Below are 25468 nucleotides of genomic sequence, written 5' to 3' on the forward strand. Positions count from 1 at the left end.
CGAAGAAAGATTAGAAATCGACCGGAAAATGAGTGTTTCAAGCTGCATTGCTACGGAAACAAGCTGGAGGTGTTTGCAGTTGTATTCAAAAAGAAATCAGGAGCCCGTGGTGGAAGAGGAAACGGCTGTATATCGCATAATAAAAGTACAGAAAATCGCAGCGTAAAAATGCAGAGCTAGCCTGCGTTTTACAAGGCGGAAAAATAAATAGGCACTTGCCAACATCACTCTATTAAGTCTACCTTGGTCTTTGTCCAGAAGAACCAGGGAGATGTGAGAGGAATGTTGAAAGTGCCACAGCAACAGTATATCAAATTTTTGTACGAGAATGAGGATTATTCAATCTCGGAGATTGCGAGAGCCATGGGAGTCAATTGGAGGACAGCCAAGAAATACGCCACAAAGGACGATTGGAATGAACCCGTTTGTCGGCGCAAGAGACGATATCCCGTTCTCGGTCCGTATCTTGACATCATTGATACTTGGTTAACGGAGGAGCAGGCGTTGCCCCGCAAACAGCGTTATACCGCGAAGCGAATCTTTGATCGTCTGCGTGATGAATACAGGTTTGAGGGCGGACGACGCACTGTTGAAGAATATGTAGCCAAACGCCGAAAAGAACTCAAGCTGGAACGTGCCGAAAGCTATGAACGACTCGAACACCCCGGCGGCGAGGCACAGGTTGATTTTGGTACAGCCTATGTTGGGCAACCAGGTCAACTCGTGGAGCGCAAAGTGCTGATTATGTCCTTCCCGTTTAGCAATGCGGCCTTCGCCTTTCCGGTTCGAAAGGAGAACACAGAGTGTTTTCTGGAGGCAATGAAGCGCATCTTTGAACGGATGGGAGGCGTTCCGAGGAAAATCTGGTTCGACAACTTGTCGGCGGCGGTGGTCTCGATTGGCCGTGATGGAAAGCGGTCATGCACCGATCAGTTCCTGCGGTTTGCTACCCACTACCGGTTCGACCCAGAATTCTGTAATCCCTATCGTGGTCACGAAAAGGGGCATGTGGAGAACAAGGTGGGGTACAGTCGGCGTAATTGGCTCGTACCACCACCGATTTGCGAAACGGATGCTGACCTTGAGACATACTTGGCCCAGGCAGCAGAGGCAGACATGGATCGTCCACACTATGCCAAGAAAGAGCGTATCGTCGACTTGTGGGAGCAAGAACGGAAGAAGCTTTTGGCTATGCCAACCGTTGCGTTTGAGGTTTTCAGGCTTGAACCGGCCCGCTTGAACAAATATAGGGAACTCCGGTTTGAAACAACCACATATCCACTACCGCAGTGCCGTGCGCTAGATCCCGTATTGCTCAAGGTGAAATGGGACGAGATCGAGGTTTTGTCGGGCGACGGAGAGTACCGACACCTGGGGACGTTGCCTCGCCCGTACACGGAAAAGGCAATCCCGATTGAGTGGACAGATGTGTTTGAGGGTTACCTGAGAAAGCCAAGGATGGTGATGTACTCCGATCTGGCGAGGTTCATGCCTGCTTCCGTCCGCAGATTCGTGCAAGTGGAGGATATCGATCTGAGGAAATCTCGTGTGGCTCTGATTCGTCGATTGTTAGATACACACCAGATGTCCGACATGGGTGCTGCACTCGATACACTGGCTGGGCATTTCGATCCTGACACAGTCCTTGAGCATGCGCTATATGCGATGAAACATCCTGAGTTTCACCCTAAGCCGTTTGCGGAGGCTCATACACCGATGGAGATTCACGGGCACACACCGGACCTCAGGCAATATGACGCCATTCTGGGGGTGAGCAGAGCATGAAACACGAATTGGTTACTGCATGCAAGAACCTCCACTTGGGGTATGTGATGGAAGCGTACGAGGCGATTGCGTTCAATGACCGCTCGCAATACCTGCTTGAAGTCCTCCAAGTGGAACTGCGGGGCCGAGAGATATCCAGGATTCGCAGACTCATGAAGAAAGCCCGGTTTCCACAGATGAAGACACTAGAGGATTATGATTTCGGAGCAGTCACCTTCCCAGCGCATTGCAGTCGTGAGCTCCTAACGGATCTGGCATTTCTCGAGCGGAAAGAGAACGTGATGATGCTGGGCAAAGTGGGAACAGGCAAGACCCACCTGGCAACGGCACTAGGCGTGGAGGCTTGCCGACGAGGGTACGAGGTACGATTCTTTCGGGTGCATGACCTTGTGGCCGCGTTACAGGACAAGTACCAATCCGGGACGCTTAGCCGTTTTCAGCGGGAGTTGCAGAAGGCTGAGTTACTCATCCTCGACGAAATGGGGTTTGTGCCCTTTCACAAAGACGGAGCTGAACTACTGTTTAACGTCATCTCCGAATGCTATGAGCAAAGGAGTGTGATTGTCACCTCTAACCTTGAGTTTGGCCAGTGGAACACGGTGTTTGGAGATGCCAGACTGACAGCAGCGCTCGTGGACCGACTCGTTCACCACGCACACGTCCTGGCTTTCACCGGCGAGAGCTACCGGCTACGAAATGCGCTATCCGGAGTGAGATCGTCATAATCTTCAGCGTTGGCCGTGCCTATGCACAAATCCGCAGCGATTCTCTGTATTTTTGACTTGCGAAAAACAAACGGCCATTTGGACCTGCAGCAAGGATGATTGCTCTTGCTGGATGAGGGAAAATCTAACCTTTGAAAAAGAGCCGACCTGCCCCATCTGCAGTTCCTCGATGATGAGAGATATGAGAATGCTTCCTCCGCTTACCTGGAACGTGTTCAAATAAGGTACAGGAAAAAGGCCTACCCGTTTTTTTTAGGTAGGCCTTTCGCCTTCAAAAAATACATGCCGCTCCATCTAAATGGTGGCTATTGACAGCCCGTATCGAAGCGATACGCCCGGCTTTTTATCTCGATCGGGATTCCTGCTGTGACCAAAAATACTTGGTCACTGATGCTGGCTACCTGCTGATTAAGAATACCCGCCAAATCTCGAAACTGTCTCCCCAGCAAATGGTCCGGGACGACGCCGTACCCTACCTCATTGGACACGAGCAAGACCGTACCGGGGAAGGTCTTTACTGTGTCCGTCAATTCTCCGATCAGGCGAGTGACGTTCTCCACCGGCCGTTCGTGCTCATACCGAAGCAGCCAATTTGACAGCCAAAGCGTCAGACAATCTACGAGTATCACTGTTTCCCGGTTAATAATAGGAGGCTCGCCCTTCCATTTGTCCAAAAGGCCGCACAAATCGAACGGCTCTTCCACTGTCAGCCACGGAAATGCTGAGCGCGCTCTCTCCGCCCGATGCTGCTCAATCCTCTGCCGCATCTCTTCATCGCCAATCGTGGCGGTTGCTACGTACAACGCACTCTGCCCCAGATGGGCTGCATAGCTCGCCGCAAACCTGCTCTTTCCGCTTCTGACGCCTCCGGTTATCAACGAAATCATCGTACAGCCTCCTTGTCTGAAAAAAGCAGACGCCGGCTCGATTTATGAATCTTTTGCAGATCGGAGCAGCATCTGGGGCAAATGATGGAACGGGTGGTCGAGAATGATAGGTCTGATCCCGTAAACCTCATAAATCAAGTCCTCGCGAAGCAGCTCGCCGGGTTTTCCTACCCCGATCTGCCGTCCCTTGTCCAGCAGGAGAATCCGGTCACAGTACAGAGAAGCCAGATTCAGATCATGCAGTACCGCAACTACTGTTGCCTGCTCCGCCCTTTGCCAACGGTGAACGGTGTCCATCAACTGGATTTGATAGCCGATATCCAGGAAGGTGGTCGGCTCATCCAGCAGCAGCAGCTCTGGCTCTTGAGCCATCACCTTGGCCAGTCCGACGCGCTGTTTTTCCCCGCCGCTCAATTTTTCCAATGTCCGATGCTGCAATTCCGTCAGACCCAGCGTCTGCAAAATGCCATCAATCAGCGGAGCCGAGTCTCCCCGTTCCGTCCCAAGCCAGCTTTGATACGGAAACCTGCCCATTTCCACGACCTCTCTCACACTGAACCCGATAGAGGGCAACGGCTCCTGCTGCAGGACAGCCAGCCACGCAGCCAAGTCCTTGCGCTGATGCGCTTCGGCCTGTTTTCCCCTCAGCCAGATTTGTCCGCGATCAGCCGCCTCCACGGCAGACAGAAGCTTTAGAAGGGTAGACTTGCCGCTCCCGTTTGGACCGATAATCCCGAAAAACTCGCCCGGCTTCACTTCAAAGGCGATGTCCTGCAGCACGGACTTGCCGTTGTATGACTTCCACACATCCACGACGCGAATCAAGCTTCTCCCTCCTTTCCGGCACGCTGTTTTTTCCGCAGCAAATAAGCGAAGAAAGGTGTACCCAGAAAAGCCGTCACGACGCCCAACGGTATTTCTGTCGGGCTGAGCAGCGTACGGGCCAGAGTATCGGCCCACAGTACGTAGATTCCCCCGTAGAGCGCTGACATAGGCAGCAGCAGGCGGTAATCAGGTCCGGCCATCAGTCTCACCAGATGCGGTACAACCAGTCCGACAAATCCGATAATTCCCGATACGGATACCGCTACGGCTGTCAGCAGGGTCGACACTGTGAGTACAACCAGCTTCGTACGGTCCACTTGCACACCGAGATGCGCCGCTTGCCTCTCGCCGAGAGCGAACAAATTTAACGTCCGTCCATACCCCATCAGAATGATAAGACCGAGAAACAGACAGGGAAGCAATACGACCGAGAAAGACCACCCGCGGAAAGCCAGGCTTCCCATCAGCCAAAAGACGATCTCATTGACGACCTGGTCAGACAGGGAGACGAGAAAGGAGACAATCGACCCGAGAAACGCCTGAGCAACGACACCTGACAAGATCAGCGTTTCAATATGTATTTTGCCTTGTGAATGCGCCAGCCTGATTACCAGCCACAAGCTGATCAGACCCGTCGTAAAGGCAGCGAGCGGAACGGACCACTGACCGAGCAAACTGAACTGCCATCCAAATAAAATAAGCGTCGCCGCTCCGATCGCAGAGCCGGATGCGACCCCGAGCGTGTACGGATCAGCCAGCGGATTGCGCAATATCCCTTGAAAGCCCGCCCCGGCCAATGAAAGGCAAGCCCCCACCAATACAGCCAGCAGAACGCGGGGAAAACGAACCTTCATGACGATTTGCTCGGCAGACTCCGGCCATTGGACAGTTATCAATGTCCCAATTCCCGGCAGCTTATGCAGGAGAATGCCCCAGACCTGTGTGAGCGGCAGTTCTGCCGAGCCCAGCGAAAGACTCATGCCGACAGACAGAAAGAGGAGCAGTACACCTGCCCCTCCGAACAACAGGAAGCGTGCTTTCATTTTATTTCAACCGCTCCGGATAAATGGCTTTGGCCATTTCGTACAATCCCTGTGTGATGCGCGGACCTGGTCGGGACAGAATATTATGGTCCAAGCCGATCACCTGGTTGTCCCGGATCGCTTTGATTTTGTCCCAGCCGCTTCTTTTCCGAATGGTTTGGTCCAACGTTTCGCCTGTCTTTTCATCTGTGAAGCCTTGCGCAAACAAGATCACATCCGGATCTTCCTTCACAATTTTTTCTTCGCTGACCGGGTTCCAGCCCTGGGTGTCGGAGGCGATGTTGATGCCTCCTGCCATCGTGATCAACTCGTCCAGGAACTCGCCCTTCCCGACTGTCCACCCTGCTGAAAACTCCAAATACACCTTCTTCTTTTCTTCCGGCTTCAAATCTTTGACAGCGTCTGTCACCTTGCCGATATCGGCTTTCATCCGGGAAACCAGTTCTTCCGCTTGAACTTGATGATCTGTAATTTGTCCCAAAAGCAAAATGTTTTCCATGATATCCTGAACCACTTTCGGACGCAGCGTAATGACCTGCAGGTCCAGGGACCGCAATTTTGTGACGACATCCTCTTTCATGGAAATACCGCCAACGACGAGATCCGGGCTTTGCGCGAGGATCGCTTCTTCATTAGGCGAGAGAACCCCGCCCACCTTCGGCTTCGATTTTGCCTCCTCGGGGTAGTCGTCGTAATCGGAAACAGCGACGACCTTATCGCCGAGCCCAAGCGCAAACAGGATTTCCGTCTCAGCTGGCGAGGCAGAGACGATCCGCTCCGGCGCCTTGGCAAAAGTCAGCTCTTGACCGGTAGAATCCTTTATTGTCAAGGGATAGCTTGTTGCTTTTTCGCTCTTCGCCTCTGTACTTTGAGAAGGTGGTTGTTGTGTGGATGATTGCTCGGATTGTTTCGCCGGTTGGCTACCCTCCCCACATCCCGCCAGGCTGATCGCCACGAACAGTGAAAACAGGAGAAACATGCAGCGTTTCATACGAATCTTCCCTTCTTTCAAGAAATACGAGGAAACCGGTCGCTCAACCCTGTATCCCGCAGCCCGGACGCAGCGAAACGCCCTTTGTTCCTAAGTGGAAAACAGAGGGCACGTACATCAGGGCGCCTATCATTATATCATTGCGGCCATGAAAAAAGAAACATATCTCCGCTCTTGTCCGCAGCAGAGGCATGCTTCTTTCCTCATTTTCCTCTGTCATTTGGTTTCGGGGCGGTTTGCTTCTGCAACCGCCCTTCCGCATCCAGTTAGTTCATTCGTTCTGTCAATTCAACTGTTCTGTCAATTCTTCTGTTCAGTCATTTCATCTATTTCGTCTTTTTCACCCGCTCAGTCATTTCATCTGGTTCATCATTCTCATCTGTCTCAGCCCCAGTGGCTCGCCCCAGCTTATCTTGATCTCAACCTGGCAAGAGTCACGCCGCTTGCCTGATAACGCAGAATATCATCGAGCAGCTCTGCCAGATAGGCCCCAGCCTCGATCGGCGGCGTCCCCCCTCGATGGATATTGGAAATAACCGTCCGGTCAGATTCCACTGTCTGTGCACTTGGCTGATAGATCATATAAGCGCTGAGGCTCTCCGCGGTAGCAAGTCCAGGTCTCTCGCCGATCAGCGATATGACCGCCTTGCACTTGACGATAGAGGCGATCTGATCCTGTACCCAGACCCGTCCCCGTTTTACAAATACAGGTTTTCCCGTGCTAATGTTGCGCAAAGCCAAACCTTGCAGGAGGGCGGGAAGCAGATCGGGAATATTCGCTTCGATCGCCGATGTGCTGAGTCCATCGGATACGACGATTTGCACATCCTTTCCTTTATCCCCGTTCTGCTCCAGCCATCGCACGGATTCATCGGATAGTCTGCGCCCCGATTCCAGATTCATGAGGTATTCCTGCATATCGGCAGATTTCGTCTGCAAGATGGGCAGACCCAGCTCACGCAGAAGATCTTCGCCGATATCCTTCGTCACCGCGTCTCGGGCTGCTGCCTGATCAATCCGAAATTGCAGGTAGCTCCGCGTTTTCATTCTCGTTCCCGCGCGGCCGATCCCGATACGTGCAGGTGTCCGACTCATCGCTCTTTCCAGCGACTCCCGGTCCTTCGGCTTCTCGACCCCCATTTCTTTGTCCTCCGGAAAGTATATGGGATCACTTGAATGAGCCCCCGCCTGAAGTGGCTCTTTTTTTGCCGACGAGGAACTCTGCTTTGCCAGCTCAACCAACACGCGATCGACAAGCTCATCAAGATTAACCTGCTTCATGTTTCTTCGCCTCCCGCCACTCTAATCAAAAATCGTCAGATCTCCTGCATACTCAGTCAACCTGCCGTCCTCCATGATCCCCATCTTTTCCAGCCATTGTTCAAATTCCCGCAACGGCCTCAGCCCGAGTATTTCCCGCAGGCTCGCGTCATCGTGATAGCTCGTATCCTGGTAGCTGAGCATGACGTCATCTCCCCCGGGCACGCCCATGTAAAAATTCGCCCCTGCCAAAGCAGTCAGCATGCCGGCAATTTCCTGATCATTTTGGTCTGCGTACATGTGATTCGTATAGGTGGGAGCGATGCCCATCGGCAGTCCGTGCATTTTCCCCATAAACAAGTCCTCCAGATCCGCCCGGATCATCTGCCTGCCGTCATACAGCGTCTCCGGACCGATAAAGCCGGAAACGTTATTCACCATAAACGGCTTCCAGTGCCTGCAAAAACCATAGGTTCGAGATTCCAATGTCTGCATATCGACTCCTTCGTGTGAATCCAAAGATACCTCAGACCCTTGCCCTGTTTCAAAATACATCACATTGGGACCGGTCGCCGTTCCGTAGCGAAGCATCAACTCCATGCCCTCGTCCAAAATTTCTTTGGAGACACCGAAGGCCTCATTTGCCTTTTGCGAACCGGCCAGGCTTTGAAACATCAGCGAGATAGGAGCGCCGTTCCGGAGAGCCTGCATCTGCGTAGTAATGTGAGCCAGTACGCAGTTTTGCGTCGGGATTTGCCAGCGTTGAATGAATTCATGCGACATGACGAGCAGCTTGGTAACGCTTTCAACCGAATCGTTATTCGGATTGATTCCGATGACTGCATCGCCTGATCCGTAGGAGAGCCCCTCTTTGATCGAGGCGAGGATGCCTTCCGGGTCGTCGATCGGATGATTGGGCTGACAGCGGAAGGCAAGGCGCCCCGGCTCTCCAATCAATGTGTTGCAATAGGCCTGGTACCTCATCTTTTGAGAAGCCATGACCAGATCAATGCTGGACATCAGCTTGGCTACCGCCGCTATCATCTCGCTGGTAAGTCCGCGGCTAAGCCTGGTCAGCTCTGGCATGCGGGCTTTTCGAGACAAAATGTAATCGCGCAGTTCACCCACTGTCCAATGCTTGATTTCATTGTAGACGGTCAAATTGAGATCGTCGTAAATAATGCGTGTGACCTCATCGTCTTCATAGGCAATAACGGGATTTTCATAGATGTCAGATAGCAGCATCTCGCTCAGCACTACTTTGGCTGCCATCCTCTCCAGGGCCGACTGGGCGCCGATCCTGCTCATTTGGTCACCCGACTTCTCCTCGCTTGCTTTGGCCAAAACATCTTTGACAGATGAAAATTGATAGTGCTGCTTCCGGATTACGCAAGACAACTTCATATCTCGTTCCTCCCTCGCTTGACTGGCAAGCGGTCTTTATTCATGGGCAGTACAAAAAGAAAAAGCGCCTTGAATACAGGACAACATGGTTGTCCCCACTCAAAGCGCCGTCGCTTTTCCAATATCAACTTTACGGTTCGCAGGTGAATGCTCACGCCTCTGCCTGTCTGTGACGATCAATCATCATCTCTACAGCAGGCAGCAGCTCTTCTTCGGAAACCGGCTTGACCAGATAGCCGCAAACGCCGGCCCTCTCTGCCTCGACGAGCATTTCTCTTTGGCTGTAGGCCGTGAGAAGCAGAACAGCCGAGTTTGAGGTGTCCCGAATTATTTTCGTCGCCTTCAGGCCGTCCATGATCGGCATTTTTACGTCCATAATAATGAGATTGGGCTTCCACTTTTGCGTCAATTCGATCGCTTCTTTACCATTTCTGCCTTCCGCTACAACGTCATAGCCTACTTCTTGCAGCATTTCCCGGATATCCATCCGGGTGATCGGCTCATCGTCGATGACCAGTATTTTGTAGCGCTGACGCAATTCTCCTCCCCCTTTACATGAGATGGATCGTGGCCGCCCATTTTCCGTCCTTCTCCCCGAGACTTTGACGCCATTGTCGCCATCACGGTTTGCAGACGGCTGTTGCCATGAAAGACTGCCGAAATGCGTAGGGCAAGAAGCACCTAAATAATAGTTGGAATAATCATATTATACCGATTATTCATGTCGTCCGCCAGTCCTAATGTCCTCTGGCAAAAACGTGGTTTTAACGGAGCAGCTCTTGCACGGCCAAAATTTTTCGCTTTTTGGACAACCTCGCTTCGATTGCCTGGTCCACGGTGACTGCCAAAAAACGCGTTTTCGTATTCGGCCTGGATTGGGCGATCAAGTCGAGATCAGCATTGATGGCCGTTCCGATCGTGACAAAGCCCCCTCCTGTTGTCGCATCGCGCAAAAGCAGGATCAATTCTTTTTCGTTTGGCACCATGATCGCGCCAATAGGGTAGACGATATCGACGACATTGGATGAGTTGTTTCCCGCTCCAAACGGCGGATCGAACGGTTTGAACGATACGGTGGCCCCTGTATATCGGTAGGCGATATTATTTGACTCCAGCCCCACCTGCCACTCCGAGTTGAGAAATGTTTTTATCCCTTCATCACTCAAGCGGTAGCTGGATAAGCCCACCACCACCCGGATGTCCATCTCATTCGAAAATGCAGGGATGTATTCGTCGGGAATTCGCCGGCCAACCTGGTGAAAAACGCCGGGCAAAGGCTCTCCGATCTGCACCTCGTCGCCCGCCTGCAGCTTTCTGCCGTGAAAGCCGCCTAATTGACTAAGCACATAGGTCGACTTGCAGCCGAGGACATCCGGCACTTGAATGCCTCCGGATACGCATAGATAGGTTTTGACTCCCTGCGTGGTCATCCGAAATGCGAGCATATCTCCTTCCTGTATCACCAGCGATTCCCACATCGGCACCGGCTGCTCATTGAGCCTCACCTCGCATGGAGCTCCCGTTATGGCGATTACCGTCCTTTTGCAAAATTCAATCACCGGACCGAGCAGCGTAATTTCCAAGGCGGCGTAATCATGCGGATTCCCCAGCAAAATATTGCCCAGTACATAGGAGTATTTGTCAGCGGCTCCCGAAGGCGGCACCCCCAGATGATAAAACTCCTTTCTGCCCATATCCTGAACCAGTGTCTGCAAGCCGCCATCCCTGATCCGCAGCATATTAAAAGTCCTCCATTACTTGCTTGATGTACGCTTCTCTTTTCGCGAAGTATTCCTCCGGGGAAAAATCGACGTATTTCATCCGGTAACGGTACGTCCCGGCTTCTACTTGCGAAAGAATCTGCTTGTACTCCCGCTCTTCAACCGGGCGATGCTTCCAGATGTCACCGGGCCTGGCCAGGAAAAACGAGTCGCGCAAATCCTCAAGCTTGCCTGACTGATCAAAGACTGGCACCGCGGCCATTCCGATCAGCTGGTAGCTGCCCGGAGCGGACAGCGGATAGATCACCGTAAAGGCTCCTCCGAGGCCGACAGCTCTTCCGGGCGTATCCGTCCGCGGACTTGCGTATTTGGGTGTCTGGATGATCTGATCCTTCCTGAGGCCCAGCGGGTACTCCCATGCGGTTCCCGGAATAAAGCCCATCATCGAGATTAAGTATGGACTGCGGGAATGCGCCTCGATAAAGGCTTCCTTTTCCTTGAAGCCGTTCAGCTTCATCACGAGCTCAAAGTTGCTGATGTTTTCTTTGATGATGTTGCGCTCTTGAAAGCGTCTGCTGTACTCCCTCGTGATCGGATCGTCGTACCAGATTGGAATCTCGACGATACGGACTTCGAGATTCAAAGCGGCAGGGTTGCTTTTGGTCATGTCGATTTCCTTTAAATAATCGAGCAAATTCGCTGCCGGGATCACTTCCGGATCAAAACGGATCAGGTACGAAGAATTGGATGGGCAGATGTCAAGAATGCCCGGGATTTGCCTTCTTCGCAGCTCGCTCGTGATCGCCAGTGCTTTGAAGTTGCTCTCTTCGCTCATGTCTCGGGAAATTTCCGCATAGATGTATTCATCTCCGCCAAAGTCGAATCTCGTCTCGGGCAGTGTGAACATCGTCACCCCTCCTTTCAGGAAAGCAGCTTTTGCATCCGTCTGCTCAAGGTCGCGGGGCTGACGCCCAGAATCTGGGCGACCTTGGCAGCGGTCCCGTACTTTTGCAAGGCGAGACTGATCAACTGCGTCTCTACTTCCTCGACCGCCTCTTTCAAAGGAATAATCTCACGGACGATCGGTTTTTTCTCCTGATCGCGCGGCTTGCTTTCGTACAGGTTGGACAGCACATCGCGGGCACTGATATGCTCCTCCCTCGCCGTCACCACCAGACGCTCGATCATGTTCTGCAGCTCCCGAACATTCCCGGGCCAGTGGTATCCCTCCAGGACATGCAGCGCTTCCTTGGTCAATACCTTGTCCAGCTTGTACATTTGGTTGTAAACCTGCAAAAAATGGACGGACAACGGAATGATGTCCAGAGTACGCTGGCGAAGGGGCGGAATATCGATGGGAATGACGTTCAAGCGGTAGTACAAGTCTTCGCGGAATAAATTTTTCCGTACCAGCTCGTGAATATTTTGGTTCGTGGCCGCAATCACTCTCACATCGATGGAAATTGTCCGGGTGCCGCCGACCCGCATCATCTCTCTTTCCTGCAGGACACGCAAGAGCTTTACCTGCATGTTGTAAGGCAACTCGGTTACTTCATCCAAAAAGATGCTTCCTTTGTGAGCAAGCTCAAACAGTCCCGGCTTTCCCCGCTGATCCGCTCCGGTAAACGCTCCTTTTTCGTAACCAAACAGCTCGCTTTCCATCAAGGTTTCCGGTATCGCGCCGCAATTTACCCGAATGAACGGCTCGTTGTGTCTGTGACTGTACTCGTGGATGGCTTTGGCAAAGACCTCCTTGCCGACACCGGACTCGCCGGACAACAGCACGGTCGAATCCACTTTGGCGATATGCCTGCACTCGTCCACCAACCGTTCCATGACTTGCGAGCGAAAGATGAGCTTGCGCTGACCGTCATGTTTCTGTGTCAATAGCTGGTCCAGCTCCTGCTTGTATTCCTCTGATTGCTTTTTGGCCATTTCCAGCTCGGCGCGCAGCTCGTGAATGCTCGTAATGTCCTCCGACAGAATCACGATTTTCTCGATTTTGTCTCCGTGAAAGACTGGCGTCGCCACCGACCAGACTTTTTTCCCGTTTTTCGCCTCCTGGATCAGCGACAAACGCTTCTTTTGGGCAAGGCACAAATCGGTGATGTTGGGAGAAAAGGCGCCTTCCTTTTCCAGCTCATAGACGTTTTTCCCGATCAGTTTTTCTGCTGACTCCTGCTCCCAAAACCCTTGCAAAAAAGTACCCGCCACGCGAATGATGGTTCCTGCCCGATTGACGACGGTAATCTGCTTGTTCGTCGATGAATACACAGCTTTCAAGTCATCGTTGAAATTGCGGAGAAACTCGAGCTCGTTGACGGCATCCCCGAGCTTCTCCCGATTGGAGAAGAGGTGAACGATCCCGATAATCTTGTCGTTTTCATACAACGGGGAAATATTGCCGCTTGTCCGTTTAAAATTGATCGAGCACTCGACCATTACCATTTGTTTCCCGGTCAGCACTTCATCGAGATCTCTTTCGACCGTGATCAGCGTTTTATAGTTGCGATAGAGAAGGACGTGTTTGGGAAGGCCGAGGATTTGTTCCGCAGTTTCATTCATGAAAGTGATTTCAAAATCGGAATCGGTCGTGATAATTCCGATTCCGGAGCTGTCAAAGATGCGGTTTACCTGCTGGAGCTTGTATACATTCAACAGATTCTTTGTATCCCTGGCTGTCGTATAGCCCGTAATCGCTCCGGATTCATTAACCCCGAGTACGACAGAGATGTTGTGATAAAACGAAATGGCCCCTTCTTCCGGCACCTTCACCATATCAGCCCGATACGCAATTTTCCCTTGCAACGACTGTTGGCTCTGCAGTTGTTTCAACAGAGAATCCTTGTCCACATACCCGATGATCTCATCGTTTTCGCTGCTGACGAAAAGCAGCTCTCCCTTTTGTTCTTCCATGGCGAGTATCGCCTCTTGCAAAGTCCGGTCTTTCGAAATTGGTGCGGAAACCTTTTGTAAAACATCTTTCCAAACGAGCACAAGGACCCCTCCGGACGATTATTTTTACTTTTCCGACTTTTCACTCATTTTACATTTTACCACACCTTCTCCGTTCTTTCACTTTTGAAATATGCTGTCCAACATAGAAAAAGCTGACCGGTTCTTCCTCCGATCAGCTTCCTGGCCCATACAAAGATATCGACCTTCTGAAATCGTTCTTTAATGAAACAGCAAATCCCGTACCGGTGTCACTTCAATCCCGGCCTGTTCAAACGCCGCACGAATTTCCTTGATCAGATCGATTGCACCAGGCGTGTCGCCGTGGATACAGATCGTGTCAGCCTTGATTTCAGCATCCTCGCCATCCGGCGTCAGGACCCGGCCTTCTGTGACCATGCGGGCGACGCGACGGGCCATTCCCTCCTTGTCTGTAATCGAAGGCCCCCGGCGAGTGAGAACAATGGAGCCATTGGCTGTGTGCTCCCGATCGGCGTACACCTCCCGGGCGATTGGCATGCCCATCTGCCGTCCCACTTCCTCCACTGCCGAACCGTTTAACGCAAAGACAATCATCTTTTCGGAGAGGGCGGCCAGACCTTCCAGAATAGCTCTGGCAATCTGCTCATCTTCCATCGCCATCATGAACAGGGCGCCGTGGGGTTTGCAATGCTGCAGCTCAGTCTTTGTCCATGCAGCGAATTCTCGCAGGGCTCCGGTTTGATACATGACGTAATCGCGGATTTCCTCCGGTGAGCATTTCATATATCTTCGCCCAAAACCCATCAAGTCTGGAAACCCGGGGTGAGCGCCAATCCCGACTCCGTTCGCCTTGGCAAGCTCCACAGTCCGTCTCATGACGTGCGGATCGCCGGCGTGAAAGCCGCAGGCAATATTTGCCGAGGAGATGTACTTCATCATTTCTTCATCTTGTCCAAGCTGATAGAGGCCAAAGCTCTCTCCCATGTCGCAATTGAGGTCTACTCTCATCTACGATAGATCCCCCTTTCGCACGTTCTATATCCCGCTCAGAAAACAAGCCTTCGGGTCCGCATTAGCGATCAAGACGCCTGGCTTTTTACCAGAACAAGCTCCTGGCCGGCATCGACGATTGTATCGTTCTCGACCACGAACTGCTCAATGAGGACATCCTCTTCCGCCTTGATCTCGTAAAAGTTTTTCATGACCTCGATCAATCCGACGACCTCTCCTGCTTTGATGACATCCCCTTCCTTGGCGTAATCGGGCAATTCAGGGCTCGGCTTTCGGTAAAACACACCGGGAAGCGGGGAAAGAATCGCTTTTTTATCACTCATGACAAGTCCTCCTTTTTGTTCATTATCAGATCGCATCGGCAATTTTCATTAACTGGTCGCGGAGATTTCGTCTTGCACCTATCGCTTCTTCCAGCGTAACGGAAACAAATTTTACCTTTTCATTTGTCTTGATCTGCGCCATCCGGTTCAAGTCAGCACTGATCACTGTGGCAATGGTCGCATATCCGCCGCCGGTAACCGCATCATGCAGAAGCACGATCGGCTCTACCCCGTCCGGCACTTGAATCGACCCGATCGGATAGCCCAGGTCCGTCACGTTGGAAGGGTTGCTGCCTGCCCCGAACGGCTGCTGCCGCTCGACAAACTTCAGGCGCTCTCCCTTGTGCCGATACCCGATCCGGTTGGCTTCCGGCGTAACCGTCCACTCGCTTTCCAGAAAGACCGCCTTGCTCTCTTCTGTCAAACGATAGCTGCAGAGTCCGACGACGACGCGGATCTCATGTGTTTTCTGAAACACCGGGATGAGGGAAGGATCAATCCTCGTTCCTACCGGCACCTTTTTTTCATGCATATCTCCCACCGCAAGCTCATCGCCTTCCGCGAGCGCACGGCCCTGAAAGCCGCCGATCCCGATCAAGGTGTAGGTAGAGCGGGAATTCATCACAACCGGCACGTCAATGCCGCCTTCCACGGCGAGGTATGTTCTCGCTCCCGACTGTACAAAGTCAAACGACAGCGTATCTCCTTCCTGCACTTCGAGCGTTTCCCACATCGCCACCGGCTGTCCGTTGATTTTGGGCGGGATATTTCCGCCTGTGATACTGATTCGCAGTTTTCGTCCAAACTGCAGGACCGGACCGAGGTACGTGATTTCCAAAGCGGCTGCATTCCGCTGATTACCGACCAGCAGATTGCCAACCGTGTAAGAGAACTTATCCATGGCGCCGGATGGTGGCATGCCGATCTCATAGAGGCCGATGCGCCCCTGATCCTGTACGGTCGTTTGCAAGCCAGGCTTGATTACCTTAATCATGGTACAACCTCCTCAGCACCATTTCCGAGAATGCGTCCGGGTCTTCCAAAACCTCTTGCGGGGTAAAGGAAAAGTCTTTTTTCCGGTAGACAAAGGTACCATTCTCCACTTCGCTGCGGATCTGGTCGTACTCTTCCCGCGTAATACTCCTGTAACGGAAAATGTCCCCTTGCTGCGGGAACACCATCGAGTCACGGAAGTCCGGCAGCGTTTGTTCCTTTTGATAAATCGGCGCAGGGGCAATCCCGTACATCTGATACCCGCCTGCTCCCTGCACCGGGTAGATCACGGCAAACGCTCCGCCAAAGCCAAACGTGCGCTCCGGCGTAAACGTGCGCGGACGAACGTATTTCGGCACCTCGATCTGCTTTTCCCGGGCGACCATCTGGAAACACCAGGGCAGACCGGGGACAAATCCGATCATGGAGACCAGAAAGGGAGCGCTCGTGATCGCCTCGATAAACGCTTCTTTACTGTCGTAGCCGTTCACTCGGGCGGAATATTCCAGATCAGTCGATTCCGGGTCCTGGTGCCGATCGCGAAAACGCATGACCGCTTCATGTGTCCACGGGTCTTCGAACAGCACGGGAACATCCACCAATCGGGAAGCAATCGTAATGTGGTCCAGATCGGCCATCTTTTGCTCGATATCCTTCAGCTCCTTGATCAGCTCCTCCGGATGCAGCACGTCTGGATCGACGCGCACCATATAGGAGGCATTTGCCGGACAAATATCTACAATCCCGGGAAGCTCGCGCTGCTTCAACTCCCTGGTGATGGCCATACCTTTAAAATTCGCCTCCAGACTCATCTCCTCGGAAAGCTGGACAAAGACAAATTCATCCCCGCCGTATTCGTATCGCGTCTGCAACTGATTCATCGGTTTCTTCACCCCCATGTAAATTCGCGTGCTTCTCATTATTCAATGCCGCTATTTTGACCGCTCGCTCATACGCTTCCGGCGTGTCGATGTCAAAGCAAATACCCGGGTCATCGACCTGCACCGGAAAACGTCTGATTTGTTCCCCAAGCCTCTGCCCGATCCGATCGCCTGGCCCAACCGACTCCAGCCCATTTTCCAGGTGTCCAAAAAATACCGGGTGTCCAGGGGTATCTCCGAAGTATGGCTGAACCATGAATGGATCAGGGGCCTGCTGCAGCTGCTCCTGACCACACTCTATGATCGTGCGGACCGTCTCTTCCCGAAGAAAAGGAGTGTCTGCCAGAAACACCATGGCTGCCGGATGTGTACCGGTCACTTGCCTGAGTCCAAGAGCCAGTGATGTTCCCTGCCCCGCTTGATAGTCACGGTTGATCAGCCACTGAAACCTGTCGTCTGCGATGTGAATCTTCTCCTGAATCAAGTCCGCCCGATGCCCGATTACGGTAAAAATACGGGCAAAGGGAAAGTCCGCCACTTGATGGATCACATGTTCAAGCAGAAACATACCCGAGAGAGGGAGCAATTGTTTTGGCCTGCCCATCCGGGAGGACGAGCCGGCAGCCAAAATGACCGCGTCGATTTGGATGTTCACAAATAACCTCCTGCCTGTATCAGGCTTGACTTTCCGACATATCCGGCCAAACCTAGGAAGGCTGGTGAATTCTCTCTTTTCCGCGCAAAAAATGGCCCTGGTGTCCGTTGTGGACGGCCAGTACTTCGGTGACGATGCTCAGTGCGATCTCTTCCGCGGTTTCCGCTCCGATGTCCAGGCCGACAGGGTTGTGCAGGCGGGCAAGCCGTTCCTCCCGAAGAAGATCGCCACGCCCCTCAATCATTTTCAATATTCTGTCACATCGGCTTCTCGGACCAAGAACCCCGATGTACGGCGCTTCCGTTTGCAGGGAAAAGCGGAGAGCTTCGATGTCCCGTTCCAGATGGTGATTCATGATGATGATATAGCTGCGATTCCCAATCTTTAACGGCTCAAATCCGTTTTTGTCATCTGTCAACAGGCGTGTCGTTCCAGGAAATCTGTCTTCCGTATTGTACGCCGGACGCGGGTCGACCACCGTCGTACGAAATCCTGCGGCAACGCTTGTTTTTGCGAGTGGTACGGCATCATGCCCTGCCCCGAAAATAATCACTTCCGCAGGCGGAATATACACGTCTGCAAAAACTACAGCTTCCCGTTCTTCCGAGAAAGGAACGCGGAGCGAAGCAGACTTCGGATTTTTTTGGAGGAAAAGCTGCCTGGCTTTGGCAGTCACGAGCCAGTCCAATGACAAATCGCCGGTACTTCCAATACTCTCTCCCGCCTCAGGCACGAACAGCCGAAAAGGCGCTGGTGTCTGGCCGCTTCCAACCGTGTCCAATCGGGTAAAGAGAATTCCTGCGCGTTCATCCTCTATGGCAGACAGCCACGCGTCATAAACGGAATCGCCGTGCGTAGGCACATCCTGATTTCCAAAGCTGCCCTCCGCTGATGCTTGCCGCTCATCGCTTGCAGAGCAGGCATGCAGCAGCGGTTCAATGTAGATCTCTACCGTACCGGGACACCCAAGTCCCAAGCCCCAGACCAGGTCTTCGTCCATGACATACGTTTTTACAGTTGGCGCCCCCGTCTCCAGCACTTGTTTGGCTACTTCCGACACATCAGCTTCGAGGCAGCCGCCCGAAATCATGCCTGTGCACTTCCCCTCCTCATCGACAAGCATTTTGGCTCCCTCACGGCGATAAGCCGATCCTTTGACATGTACGACTGTTGCCATCGCGTATCGCTTCCCGGAAGTTTTCGCTTCCTTTATCATGTTTATGATCCATGCATGATCTCTCATGTACTCACCTCCAAAGACGAATGGTCTTGGCCAATGTACGATACGAGCCAAGATCTCGTGCAAATGCGAAGACATCGATGTAGGGCAGGGCCGTACGCATCCCGCGGGCAATCGGCTCATAGCCGGGCACATCGAGCAGCGGATTTAGCCAGATCACACATGCAGCTTTTGTGGAGATGGTTTTCATGGCTTCCTCAAGCCTGCTCCCATCGCCGGTATCCAAACCGTCGCTTGCGATTAGCACTACTGTATCTTTTCTAAGCAGGCGGCCGCCGTATAACCGAACAAAGGTATGGAGAGATTCACCGATGCGGGTTCCGCTCCCCCATTCCGCCGACTCTGCGATGACGGTAGGGGGTGAGGTTTTGGCCGTTTTGGCCGTATTGGCAGTTTTAGCAGTTTTACCTGTTTGACCTGTTTGGCCCGTTTGATCAGCTTGCCTCGCATGCCGGAGCGCTCTGCTGATCCGCCGCAGCTTCGTGGAAAAAAGAAAGACCTCTACCTGACGCGAACGGGCAGACAAGGCATAGGCAAATTGCAGGAACGTTTCTGCAAAACCGCTCATGGACCTGCTTCCGTCGCAAAAGAGCAAGAAATTGGCTTCTCGCGGCTTCCTCTTTTTCCAAGAAAGGAGGAGCGGCTCTCCTCCCGTCTGCAAACCACTGCGAATGGTACGGCGAAAATCGAGCAGCGCGCCGCGAAGCTGGCGTCGCCACGCCCTCCTTTGCCTCAACCGGAATTCCGCGATGAGTTGCTTGGCACCTTCCTCCATCAGAGGATTTCGCTTTGTCGGGATGCGCACGAGCACTTGTTTCCTTGCTTCCCAGGGCGCTGTCGGAATGACGTGTCTTCCGACCTGCCTTGTGCTTTCGGCCTCCAGCTCCTGATCAACTGGCCTCCAAACGGCATCAGCCAAGTCTGGTTGCCGTTCCTCGGACCGGGCAGAGGCTTCAGGCGGGGAAGACTGCTCTTTTTGCGATTTTCGCTTTGCCATTTCAGGAGATGGCTTTCTGTCCTCCCGGATGGCTTCTTCATGGAAGTACCGCTCGTACTCCTCGTCGAATATCTGCTGCTCCTCCGGGCTCGAACAGAGATTGAGGCGCAGTCCGTAGCGAAACAGGGCTTCATCGGAAATATCCAGCACAGCTAACGATTGGAGCGCATCGGCCGTTTGCTGCGGGCTGACAAGTACGCCTCTTCCCCGCAATATCCGGGAAAAACAAATCAGATGGTGCGACAAACTATTTTGTGCCAGGCAATTGGCATCACCGTTTTTCAACAAGCAACCTCCCCGAACGCAGCTGCTCCTCCACCGTTTCCCAATCGTCGCGGTATTTGACAAAGCACCCCATCGTCGCTTGCACGACAGATGGATCGAGCTCGCTGCGATGCAGCTTGATCAGCGCCTGAGCCCAGTCGAGGCTTTCCGCTACGCCCGGCACCTTCTGCAGCGGGAGTGCTCTCAGATTTGCCATCATGAGCGAAATCTGCTCTGCCAAGCGCTGGCTTATATCGGGCAGCCTCACCCGCAAAATCTCCGCTTCTTTCTGCATATCCGGATACGCCAGCCATTGATAGAGGCATCTGCGCCGCAGGGCATCACTCAGTTCACGGGTCCTGTTCGAGGTGAGAATGACATAGGGACGATGCACCGCCCGGATTGTCCCCAGCTCGGGAATCGTGACCTGAAACTCGGCCAAGGCTTCCAGCAAAAACGCTTCGAATGACTCATCGGCACGATCGATCTCATCGATCAAGAGGACGGGAGCCCGGTTTTCATCCGTCAAAGCTTCAAGGATGGGCCTTTTCAACAGGAAAGCCGGGCCAAAAATTTCCTCCTCACGCTCTTCGGCCGTCCGCCCGCTATCCTCGCCGAGCTTGATGCGAATGAGCTGCCTCTGATAATTCCATTCGTATAAAGCGGATTGGCTGTCCATCCCCTCGTAGCATTGCAAACGGATCAGCCGCGTGTGTAATACGCGAGACAACGTCTTGGCTATTTCTGTTTTGCCCACACCGGCCGGTCCTTCTACCAGCAGCGGTTTGCCGAGACAAAGAACGAGGCGGAGAGCCGTCGCAACAGACGTATCCGTCACGTAACCGTGCTGGTAGAAGTCGCGTTCGATGAGAGCGAAATCGTATCCGCTCATGCCGTTCCTTCCGGCAAGAGAATTTGCTCCAAGGCCCGTTCGGTATAGACACGGCACAGATGCCTGCGGTATTCCTCCGATGCAAACAGGTCTCCGCCGATATCCCCCTCGTCGGCAGCATGGGCGGCAGCTTGTTGAATCAGCTCCCTCGAAGGCCTTTGACCGAGCAAACGCTCCTCCACACTGATCGCTCTGTACGCTACATCGCCGACACCATTGATTCCGACACGTGCATGGTTGATCGTCCCGTCAGGATCAGTCCCCACGACGGCGCAGACGCCAACCACGGCGTATCCGGAGGCTGGATGCGCGTATTTCAGATAGACGCTCTTTGCATCAGACGGCGGAATCAGAAAGGAGACAGAAGTCACCAGGCTGGTCTCCGGCAGAGCTGTCACCAACGGTCCCAGAAAAAATCCGTCCAGCTCGAGCAATTCTTTTCCGTCCTCGCCCTGTACCTCCAGCATGGCATCCAACGCCAGAGCCACTCCCGGCAGATCGGCAGCCGGGTCGGCATGGGCCAGATTTCCGCCCACGGTGCCGCGATGTCTGACTTGCAAATCTCCAATCACACGCGCCGCATCGGCCAGCACCGGCATGGTTTCTCTTATGAGCGGGCTTGTGTGAAGCTGGTGGTGGGTAGTCAAAGCTCCGACGACCAGGCGGTTCCCCTCCCGCCGAATTCCTTGCAGCTCGCCAATCTTGCTGATGTCGATCAGAGTGCCGGGTGCGGTCAAACGGAATTTGAGCAGCGGGATCAAGCTGTGTCCGCCTGCAAGCAGCTTCGCTTCCCCATTGCTTTGCTGCAGCAAGCGAATCGCATCCTCTACGGTGTCAGCCCGAACATAATCGAATGTAGTCGGTATCATATGCCTTCCCTCCTGTTCTGCATCGCTTTCCATACCTTTTCCGGCGTCAGCGGCATATCCAGGTCATCGACGCCGAAGGGCTGCAGCGCGTCCATCACTGCGTTGACGACGGCAGGTGGAGCGGCAGTCGTCCCTGTTTCCCCGATTCCTTTGGCGCCGAGCGGATTGACGGGTGAAGGCGTTTCGGTAAAATGCCACTCTACTCTGGGGAAGAATCGCGCTTTTGGCATGGTGTAATCCATGAATGTTCCGGATAGCAGCTGGCCATTTTCGCTGTATACGGCTCCTTCCCAGAGCGCCTGACCGATTCCCTGAACGACCCCGCCATGGACCTGGCCTTCGGCTAGAAGCGGGTTGATTACCTTGCCGACATCATCCACCGCGACATATTTCCTGAGCGCTACCTCTCCGGTATCCTTGTCTACCTCGACGACGCAGATGTGTGCGCCAAACGGGTATACGAAGTTGGACGGATCGAAGAAAGACTGCGCCTCGAGCGAAGGCTCCACATCATCCGGCAAATTCCAGGCGAAATTGGCTGAGCGGGCAATTTCCTGGAACGTCTTCTCTCGCCCGGGCACTCCCTTTACGGAAAAGACGCCGCCAGCAAAATCAATATCCTCGGTTGCGACCTCCAGCTCGTGCGCCGCAATCCGTTTCGCCTTTGCCACGACTCTGTCTGCCGCGATGGCTACCGCTGCGCCTCCGACCGCTGTCGTCCGCGAGCCGTAGGTTCCCCAACCCATCGAAATGCTCTGGGTATCGCCGTGAACAAGCTCGATGTCCTCGATCGGGACACCCAATTTATCCGAGACGATCTGCGCGAAAGAGGTAGCTGTCCCCTGTCCGTGCGGAGACGTGCCCGTATAGACGGTAACCTTGCCGGTCGGATGGACGCGGACCGTGCTGTTTTCCCACACCCCGCCCTGAAAGCCGATCGCTCCGGCAACCTTTGAGGGGCCAAAGCCGCACAGCTCCACATAGGTGGAAAAGCCGATGCCGATCAGTTTGCCCTGTGCCCGCAGCTCCTCCTGTTCTTTTCGCAGCGCCTCGTAATCCACCGCCTCCAAAGCTTTTTCAAGGGTTAATTCGTAGTTTCCGCTGTCGTACAACAAGCCCATTGCAGTCGTATAGGGGAAGGATTCCTTTGGAATTAAATTTTTGCGTCTGACCTCCAGCGGGTCCATTCCCACTTTTCGGGCAAACAGATCCACGATTCGCTCAATCTGGAAGGTCGCCTCGGGTTTTCCGGCACCGCGATACGCATCCGTCGGTGTCGTATTGGTATAAACGCCGTACGTTACGACTGCTGCCTGCGGAATGTGGTAGGCTCCAGTAATCATCAGGCCGAAGTCAATCGTCGGACAGCCGCCTCCAAATGTCGAGAGATAAGCCCCAAGATTGGCGGTGTTTTTGACCCGCAGAGCGGTAAAGGTGCCGTCCTTTTTCCCGGCCAGCTCCACCTCGATAACCTCGTCTCTGGCATGGGTAGTCGCCATGAAGTGCTCACGGCGCTCCTCCACCCATTTCACCGGCCGTCTCAATTCTCTGGCTGCATGGCCGACGACCGCTTCCTCCGTGTACGTCGCGATCTTGGCTCCAAAACCTCCGCCTACATCAGGTGCTACGATGCGAAGCTTGCTTTCCGGAATGCCGAGGACTCCCGAGTAAATCATTCGATGAATATGCGGGTTTTGCGAGGTGCACCAGATCGTCATCTCGCCGCTGCCAGGGTTGAACTGCGCCACTGCCGCCCTCGTTTCCATCGGGTTGGGGATCACCCGCTGGTTGTACAGCCGTTGCCGGACGACCACCTCCGCTTGTTCAAACGCCTCATCCGGCACCTCTCCCGCTTTCCACAGGAGAGCCAGGTTTTGCGGCACATCGTCGTGGACGAGCGGCGCTCCTTCCTGGAGGGCCTTTTCCTGATGGGTAACGGCTGGCAACTCCTCGTAGTCTACGGAAATCAGGTCGAGAGCATCACGCGCTATGTACCGATCCTCGGCGACAACGACCGCTACAGCCTCACCCGCATAAAGCACCTTTTCCAACGCCAGCGGACTTCTGTCCTTTGCTTTCAAATCTGCACCGGGCACATACCACATGGTCGGGACTGGTTTCACTTTGCCGATCAGGTCGGCACCGGTAAATACGGCGATAACACCCGGGTACTGTTTCGCTGTTTCAGTGTCGATGCGGACAATTTTGGCGTGCGCAAACGGACTGCGCAGAAAGGCGGCGTGGAGCATTCCCGGCAGCTTCATATCGTCGGTAAACATGCCGTTGCCAGTCAGCAGGCGAGGATCTTCTTTTCTCTTTACAGGGGTCCCGATCATATTTGCCATCGCTCAGCGTCCCTCCCCGACCGGCATCGTGTCAGAAACGTTTCCGCTCTCTTGCAGCTTGGCCATCTCGGCTGCTGCATGCAGGACCGCATCCACAATGAACTGATAGCCTGTACAGCGGCAAATCACGCCTTCCAATGCCTCACGCACCTCTTCTTCCGTAGGGGCAGGATGCTCCTGCAGCAAGCTCACCATCGCCATCATCACGCCCGGCGTACAGAAGCCGCATTGCAGCCCGTGCTTTTCCCAGAAGCCCTGCTGGATCGGGTGCAAATGCTCGACATCTCCAAGACCCTCTACTGTCGTAATGCTCGCTCCATCCGCTTGAACCGCAAGCATGGTGCACGACTTTACGGCCTCGCCGTTCACCAGCACGGTACAAGCTCCGCATTGACTCGTGTCACACCCGATGTGCGTACCGGTCAGATTCAGAGTTTCACGCAGGAAATGCACCAACAGCATCCGCGGCTCTACCTCCGCGGTTCGTTCCACTTCATTGACCGTGAGTGTGACTTTACAAGACTTGTTCATGCAGACACCTCCTCAGGTACATTCGTTTACGAGTGGGAAAACATTTGACCCATTTCTTTTTCCGCTGTCTTGAAAAATTGTCCAATCACCAGCTTCGCCACGCCGCCCATTACCCGTTGACCGACAGACGCCAGCACGCCCGTCACCTGAACTTCAGCCGTACAGGTCAGCTTTACCCCCGTATCCTCCTCTTCCAATTTCATTTCTGCAACGGCGTCGATTTCTCCAGGAGCTCCCTTTCCCTTTACAAACAGGCGGTAAAAAAACGGCTCCTCCTGATCGGCTTGCCTTACCTGTCCCGTAAACATCCCCTTGACCGGCCCGACACTGATTCCCATTTCCGCATGGTAAACATTTTCTTCCACCTGGGAAAAGGCTTGGCAGCCGGGGATGGCTTTCTTCAACACCTCCTCGTCCTGAATTCCCTTCCATACTGCGTCCAAAGGCAAACCGAAATGATGGGTATAGGCAATTTTCAATCGTTCCTCCCCCTTTTCGAGCCATATTTGTCCTGCCAACGTCCAAATAAAAGGGAGGCAGGCTTTTCTTTTCTAAATGGCAATCGCAATTATCGTGCCAGTTGAAATTCGTCGAAATATTAGGAAAAGTATACACATAAAGGGGCGCGCATCTTTCAATTTTGATAGGTCGCGTTTCATTTATGAAAGGTGAGAACGGAGCGTGTGAGCGGAGTTTTTTTCTTTATTGTTTCGTGATGCAACAGGAAGAAATACCACGGGAGGTCAAGTGTGAAGAAATAACCTGGTGATGGCGATAAATGCGGAAGAGCCTTTGGCGAAGGACAGGAAGTTAACTTAATATTTTTATGGTCAACTTTTTTCATGAAGGATATGGAAGAAGTAACGCATCCTGTTAAAATGGCTTCTGC

The 25468-nt window shown here is 53.4% G+C and carries 25 protein-coding genes; 3 read left to right on the forward strand and 22 right to left on the reverse strand.

The features are described 5' to 3' along the window. The first annotated feature begins 282 nt into the window (after positions 1 to 282). The 3 genes from istA (at position 283) to V5G20_RS27130 (ending at position 2733) form a co-directional block, all read left to right on the forward strand. Positions 283 to 1785 (forward strand): IS21 family transposase, encoded by a 1503-nt coding sequence (gene istA, locus V5G20_RS14875; RefSeq protein ID WP_122906950.1) that lies wholly within the window; start codon positions 283 to 285, stop codon positions 1783 to 1785. After that, the gene (gene istB / locus V5G20_RS14880; protein WP_122906949.1) at positions 1782 to 2510 is read left to right on the forward strand and encodes an IS21-like element helper ATPase IstB; all 729 of its coding nucleotides are present in this window, start codon (positions 1782 to 1784) and stop codon (positions 2508 to 2510) included. The genes istA and istB overlap by 4 nt, the downstream gene beginning before the upstream one ends. Before the next feature lie 112 nt (positions 2511 to 2622). Further along, positions 2623 to 2733, forward strand: coding sequence for a cold-inducible protein YdjO-related protein (locus V5G20_RS27130; protein WP_422387969.1), 111 nt, complete (start codon positions 2623 to 2625; stop codon positions 2731 to 2733). Positions 2734 to 2815: 82 nt separating this feature from the next. On the opposite strand, the gene cobU is transcribed toward V5G20_RS27130, so the two are convergent. The 22 genes from cobU to V5G20_RS14995 form a co-directional block, all read right to left on the reverse strand. Next, entirely contained in the window at positions 2816 to 3397 is a 582-nt protein-coding gene (gene cobU, locus V5G20_RS14890; RefSeq protein WP_003386884.1) for a bifunctional adenosylcobinamide kinase/adenosylcobinamide-phosphate guanylyltransferase, read from the reverse strand. A 42-nt stretch (positions 3398 to 3439) separates the two neighbouring features. Continuing rightward, entirely contained in the window at positions 3440 to 4222 is a 783-nt protein-coding gene (locus tag V5G20_RS14895) for an ABC transporter ATP-binding protein (protein WP_003386885.1), read from the reverse strand. Continuing rightward, positions 4219 to 5265 carry a FecCD family ABC transporter permease gene (locus V5G20_RS14900; RefSeq protein WP_003386886.1) on the reverse strand — a complete coding sequence of 349 codons (1047 nt, stop codon included), beginning with the start codon at positions 5263 to 5265 and terminating at the stop codon, positions 4219 to 4221. The genes V5G20_RS14895 and V5G20_RS14900 overlap by 4 nt, the downstream gene beginning before the upstream one ends. A gap of 1 nt (position 5266) precedes the next feature. After that, on the reverse strand, positions 5267 to 6256 hold the full coding sequence (locus V5G20_RS14905; RefSeq protein ID WP_122958591.1) for an ABC transporter substrate-binding protein: 990 nt from the start codon (positions 6254 to 6256) through the stop codon (positions 5267 to 5269). A gap of 408 nt (positions 6257 to 6664) precedes the next feature. Then, entirely contained in the window at positions 6665 to 7537 is an 873-nt protein-coding gene (gene eutC, locus V5G20_RS14910; RefSeq protein WP_003386888.1) for an ethanolamine ammonia-lyase subunit EutC, read from the reverse strand. 21 nt (positions 7538 to 7558) lie between these two features. Beyond that, on the reverse strand, positions 7559 to 8920 hold the full coding sequence (locus tag V5G20_RS14915; protein WP_122958590.1) for an ethanolamine ammonia-lyase subunit EutB: 1362 nt from the start codon (positions 8918 to 8920) through the stop codon (positions 7559 to 7561). 151 nt (positions 8921 to 9071) lie between these two features. Further along, positions 9072 to 9458, reverse strand: a complete 387-nt coding sequence (locus tag V5G20_RS14920) for a response regulator (protein ID WP_024984775.1) — start codon at positions 9456 to 9458, stop codon at positions 9072 to 9074. 226 nt (positions 9459 to 9684) lie between these two features. Next, positions 9685 to 10659 (reverse strand): biotin-dependent carboxyltransferase family protein, encoded by a 975-nt coding sequence (locus V5G20_RS14925; RefSeq protein WP_024984776.1) that lies wholly within the window; start codon positions 10657 to 10659, stop codon positions 9685 to 9687. A 1-nt stretch (position 10660) separates the two neighbouring features. Then, complete coding sequence (locus tag V5G20_RS14930; protein ID WP_003386894.1) at positions 10661 to 11548, reverse strand: 5-oxoprolinase subunit B family protein; 888 nt, start codon at positions 11546 to 11548, stop codon at positions 10661 to 10663. 14 nt (positions 11549 to 11562) lie between these two features. Then, the gene (locus V5G20_RS14935; protein ID WP_172920445.1) at positions 11563 to 13557 is read right to left on the reverse strand and encodes a sigma 54-interacting transcriptional regulator; all 1995 of its coding nucleotides are present in this window, start codon (positions 13555 to 13557) and stop codon (positions 11563 to 11565) included. 261 nt (positions 13558 to 13818) lie between these two features. After that, on the reverse strand, positions 13819 to 14586 hold the full coding sequence (locus V5G20_RS14940; RefSeq protein ID WP_171506671.1) for a LamB/YcsF family protein: 768 nt from the start codon (positions 14584 to 14586) through the stop codon (positions 13819 to 13821). Between the two features lie 71 nt (positions 14587 to 14657). Then, positions 14658 to 14912 carry an acetyl-CoA carboxylase gene (locus V5G20_RS14945; RefSeq protein WP_172920446.1) on the reverse strand — a complete coding sequence of 85 codons (255 nt, stop codon included), beginning with the start codon at positions 14910 to 14912 and terminating at the stop codon, positions 14658 to 14660. A gap of 25 nt (positions 14913 to 14937) precedes the next feature. Continuing rightward, on the reverse strand, positions 14938 to 15906 hold the full coding sequence (locus V5G20_RS14950) for a biotin-dependent carboxyltransferase family protein (RefSeq protein WP_003386898.1): 969 nt from the start codon (positions 15904 to 15906) through the stop codon (positions 14938 to 14940). Next, positions 15899 to 16786 (reverse strand): 5-oxoprolinase subunit B family protein, encoded by an 888-nt coding sequence (locus tag V5G20_RS14955; RefSeq protein ID WP_003386899.1) that lies wholly within the window; start codon positions 16784 to 16786, stop codon positions 15899 to 15901. The genes V5G20_RS14950 and V5G20_RS14955 overlap by 8 nt, the downstream gene beginning before the upstream one ends. Beyond that, positions 16746 to 17441: a nucleotidyltransferase family protein gene (locus tag V5G20_RS14960; protein ID WP_003386900.1), complete on the reverse strand. Its 696-nt coding sequence runs from the start codon at positions 17439 to 17441 to the stop codon at positions 16746 to 16748. Before V5G20_RS14960 ends, V5G20_RS14955 begins: the two co-directional genes overlap by 41 nt. A gap of 52 nt (positions 17442 to 17493) precedes the next feature. Beyond that, a complete protein-coding gene (locus V5G20_RS14965) occupies positions 17494 to 18684 on the reverse strand; it encodes an XdhC/CoxI family protein (RefSeq protein WP_338461141.1) in 1191 nt (396 codons plus the stop codon). Between the two features lie 4 nt (positions 18685 to 18688). Beyond that, entirely contained in the window at positions 18689 to 19963 is a 1275-nt protein-coding gene (locus V5G20_RS14970) for a vWA domain-containing protein (protein ID WP_122958588.1), read from the reverse strand. After that, complete coding sequence (locus V5G20_RS14975) at positions 19950 to 20834, reverse strand: AAA family ATPase (protein WP_122958587.1); 885 nt, start codon at positions 20832 to 20834, stop codon at positions 19950 to 19952. The genes V5G20_RS14970 and V5G20_RS14975 overlap by 14 nt, the downstream gene beginning before the upstream one ends. Further along, positions 20831 to 21703, reverse strand: coding sequence for an FAD binding domain-containing protein (locus tag V5G20_RS14980; RefSeq protein ID WP_243014004.1), 873 nt, complete (start codon positions 21701 to 21703; stop codon positions 20831 to 20833). Before V5G20_RS14980 ends, V5G20_RS14975 begins: the two co-directional genes overlap by 4 nt. Beyond that, positions 21700 to 24048 (reverse strand): xanthine dehydrogenase family protein molybdopterin-binding subunit, encoded by a 2349-nt coding sequence (locus V5G20_RS14985; RefSeq protein ID WP_171506229.1) that lies wholly within the window; start codon positions 24046 to 24048, stop codon positions 21700 to 21702. The genes V5G20_RS14980 and V5G20_RS14985 overlap by 4 nt, the downstream gene beginning before the upstream one ends. 3 nt (positions 24049 to 24051) lie before the next feature. After that, complete coding sequence (locus V5G20_RS14990; protein ID WP_003386909.1) at positions 24052 to 24579, reverse strand: (2Fe-2S)-binding protein; 528 nt, start codon at positions 24577 to 24579, stop codon at positions 24052 to 24054. A 26-nt stretch (positions 24580 to 24605) separates the two neighbouring features. After that, complete coding sequence (locus V5G20_RS14995; RefSeq protein WP_003386910.1) at positions 24606 to 25058, reverse strand: CoxG family protein; 453 nt, start codon at positions 25056 to 25058, stop codon at positions 24606 to 24608. Positions 25059 to 25468: the final 410 nt, after the last annotated feature.

Source organism: Brevibacillus borstelensis (assembly GCF_036700025.1).
Classification (GTDB): domain Bacteria; phylum Bacillota; class Bacilli; order Brevibacillales; family Brevibacillaceae; genus Brevibacillus; species Brevibacillus borstelensis.

What these genes read in the sequence shown, in the direction of transcription:
- istA (WP_122906950.1), top strand. Translation starts at nt 283, where the DNA reads ATGTTGAAAGTGCCACAGCAACAGTATATCAAATTTTTGTACGAGAAT.
- istB (WP_122906949.1), top strand. Translation starts at nt 1,782, where the DNA reads ATGAAACACGAATTGGTTACTGCATGCAAGAACCTCCACTTGGGGTAT.
- V5G20_RS27130 (WP_422387969.1), top strand. Translation starts at nt 2,623, where the DNA reads ATGAGGGAAAATCTAACCTTTGAAAAAGAGCCGACCTGCCCCATCTGC.
- cobU (WP_003386884.1), bottom strand. Translation starts at nt 3,397, where the DNA reads ATGATTTCGTTGATAACCGGAGGCGTCAGAAGCGGAAAGAGCAGGTTT.
- V5G20_RS14900 (WP_003386886.1), bottom strand. Translation starts at nt 5,265, where the DNA reads ATGAAAGCACGCTTCCTGTTGTTCGGAGGGGCAGGTGTACTGCTCCTC.
- V5G20_RS14905 (WP_122958591.1), bottom strand. Translation starts at nt 6,256, where the DNA reads ATGAAACGCTGCATGTTTCTCCTGTTTTCACTGTTCGTGGCGATCAGC.
- eutC (WP_003386888.1), bottom strand. Translation starts at nt 7,537, where the DNA reads ATGAAGCAGGTTAATCTTGATGAGCTTGTCGATCGCGTGTTGGTTGAG.
- V5G20_RS14915 (WP_122958590.1), bottom strand. Translation starts at nt 8,920, where the DNA reads ATGAAGTTGTCTTGCGTAATCCGGAAGCAGCACTATCAATTTTCATCT.
- V5G20_RS14925 (WP_024984776.1), bottom strand. Translation starts at nt 10,659, where the DNA reads ATGCTGCGGATCAGGGATGGCGGCTTGCAGACACTGGTTCAGGATATG.
- V5G20_RS14930 (WP_003386894.1), bottom strand. Translation starts at nt 11,548, where the DNA reads ATGTTCACACTGCCCGAGACGAGATTCGACTTTGGCGGAGATGAATAC.
- V5G20_RS14935 (WP_172920445.1), bottom strand. Translation starts at nt 13,557, where the DNA reads ATGGAAGAACAAAAGGGAGAGCTGCTTTTCGTCAGCAGCGAAAACGAT.
- V5G20_RS14940 (WP_171506671.1), bottom strand. Translation starts at nt 14,586, where the DNA reads ATGAGAGTAGACCTCAATTGCGACATGGGAGAGAGCTTTGGCCTCTAT.
- V5G20_RS14945 (WP_172920446.1), bottom strand. Translation starts at nt 14,912, where the DNA reads ATGAGTGATAAAAAAGCGATTCTTTCCCCGCTTCCCGGTGTGTTTTAC.
- V5G20_RS14950 (WP_003386898.1), bottom strand. Translation starts at nt 15,906, where the DNA reads ATGATTAAGGTAATCAAGCCTGGCTTGCAAACGACCGTACAGGATCAG.
- V5G20_RS14955 (WP_003386899.1), bottom strand. Translation starts at nt 16,786, where the DNA reads ATGAATCAGTTGCAGACGCGATACGAATACGGCGGGGATGAATTTGTC.
- V5G20_RS14965 (WP_338461141.1), bottom strand. Translation starts at nt 18,684, where the DNA reads ATGAGAGATCATGCATGGATCATAAACATGATAAAGGAAGCGAAAACT.
- V5G20_RS14975 (WP_122958587.1), bottom strand. Translation starts at nt 20,834, where the DNA reads ATGAGCGGATACGATTTCGCTCTCATCGAACGCGACTTCTACCAGCAC.
- V5G20_RS14980 (WP_243014004.1), bottom strand. Translation starts at nt 21,703, where the DNA reads ATGATACCGACTACATTCGATTATGTTCGGGCTGACACCGTAGAGGAT.
- V5G20_RS14985 (WP_171506229.1), bottom strand. Translation starts at nt 24,048, where the DNA reads ATGGCAAATATGATCGGGACCCCTGTAAAGAGAAAAGAAGATCCTCGC.
- V5G20_RS14990 (WP_003386909.1), bottom strand. Translation starts at nt 24,579, where the DNA reads ATGAACAAGTCTTGTAAAGTCACACTCACGGTCAATGAAGTGGAACGA.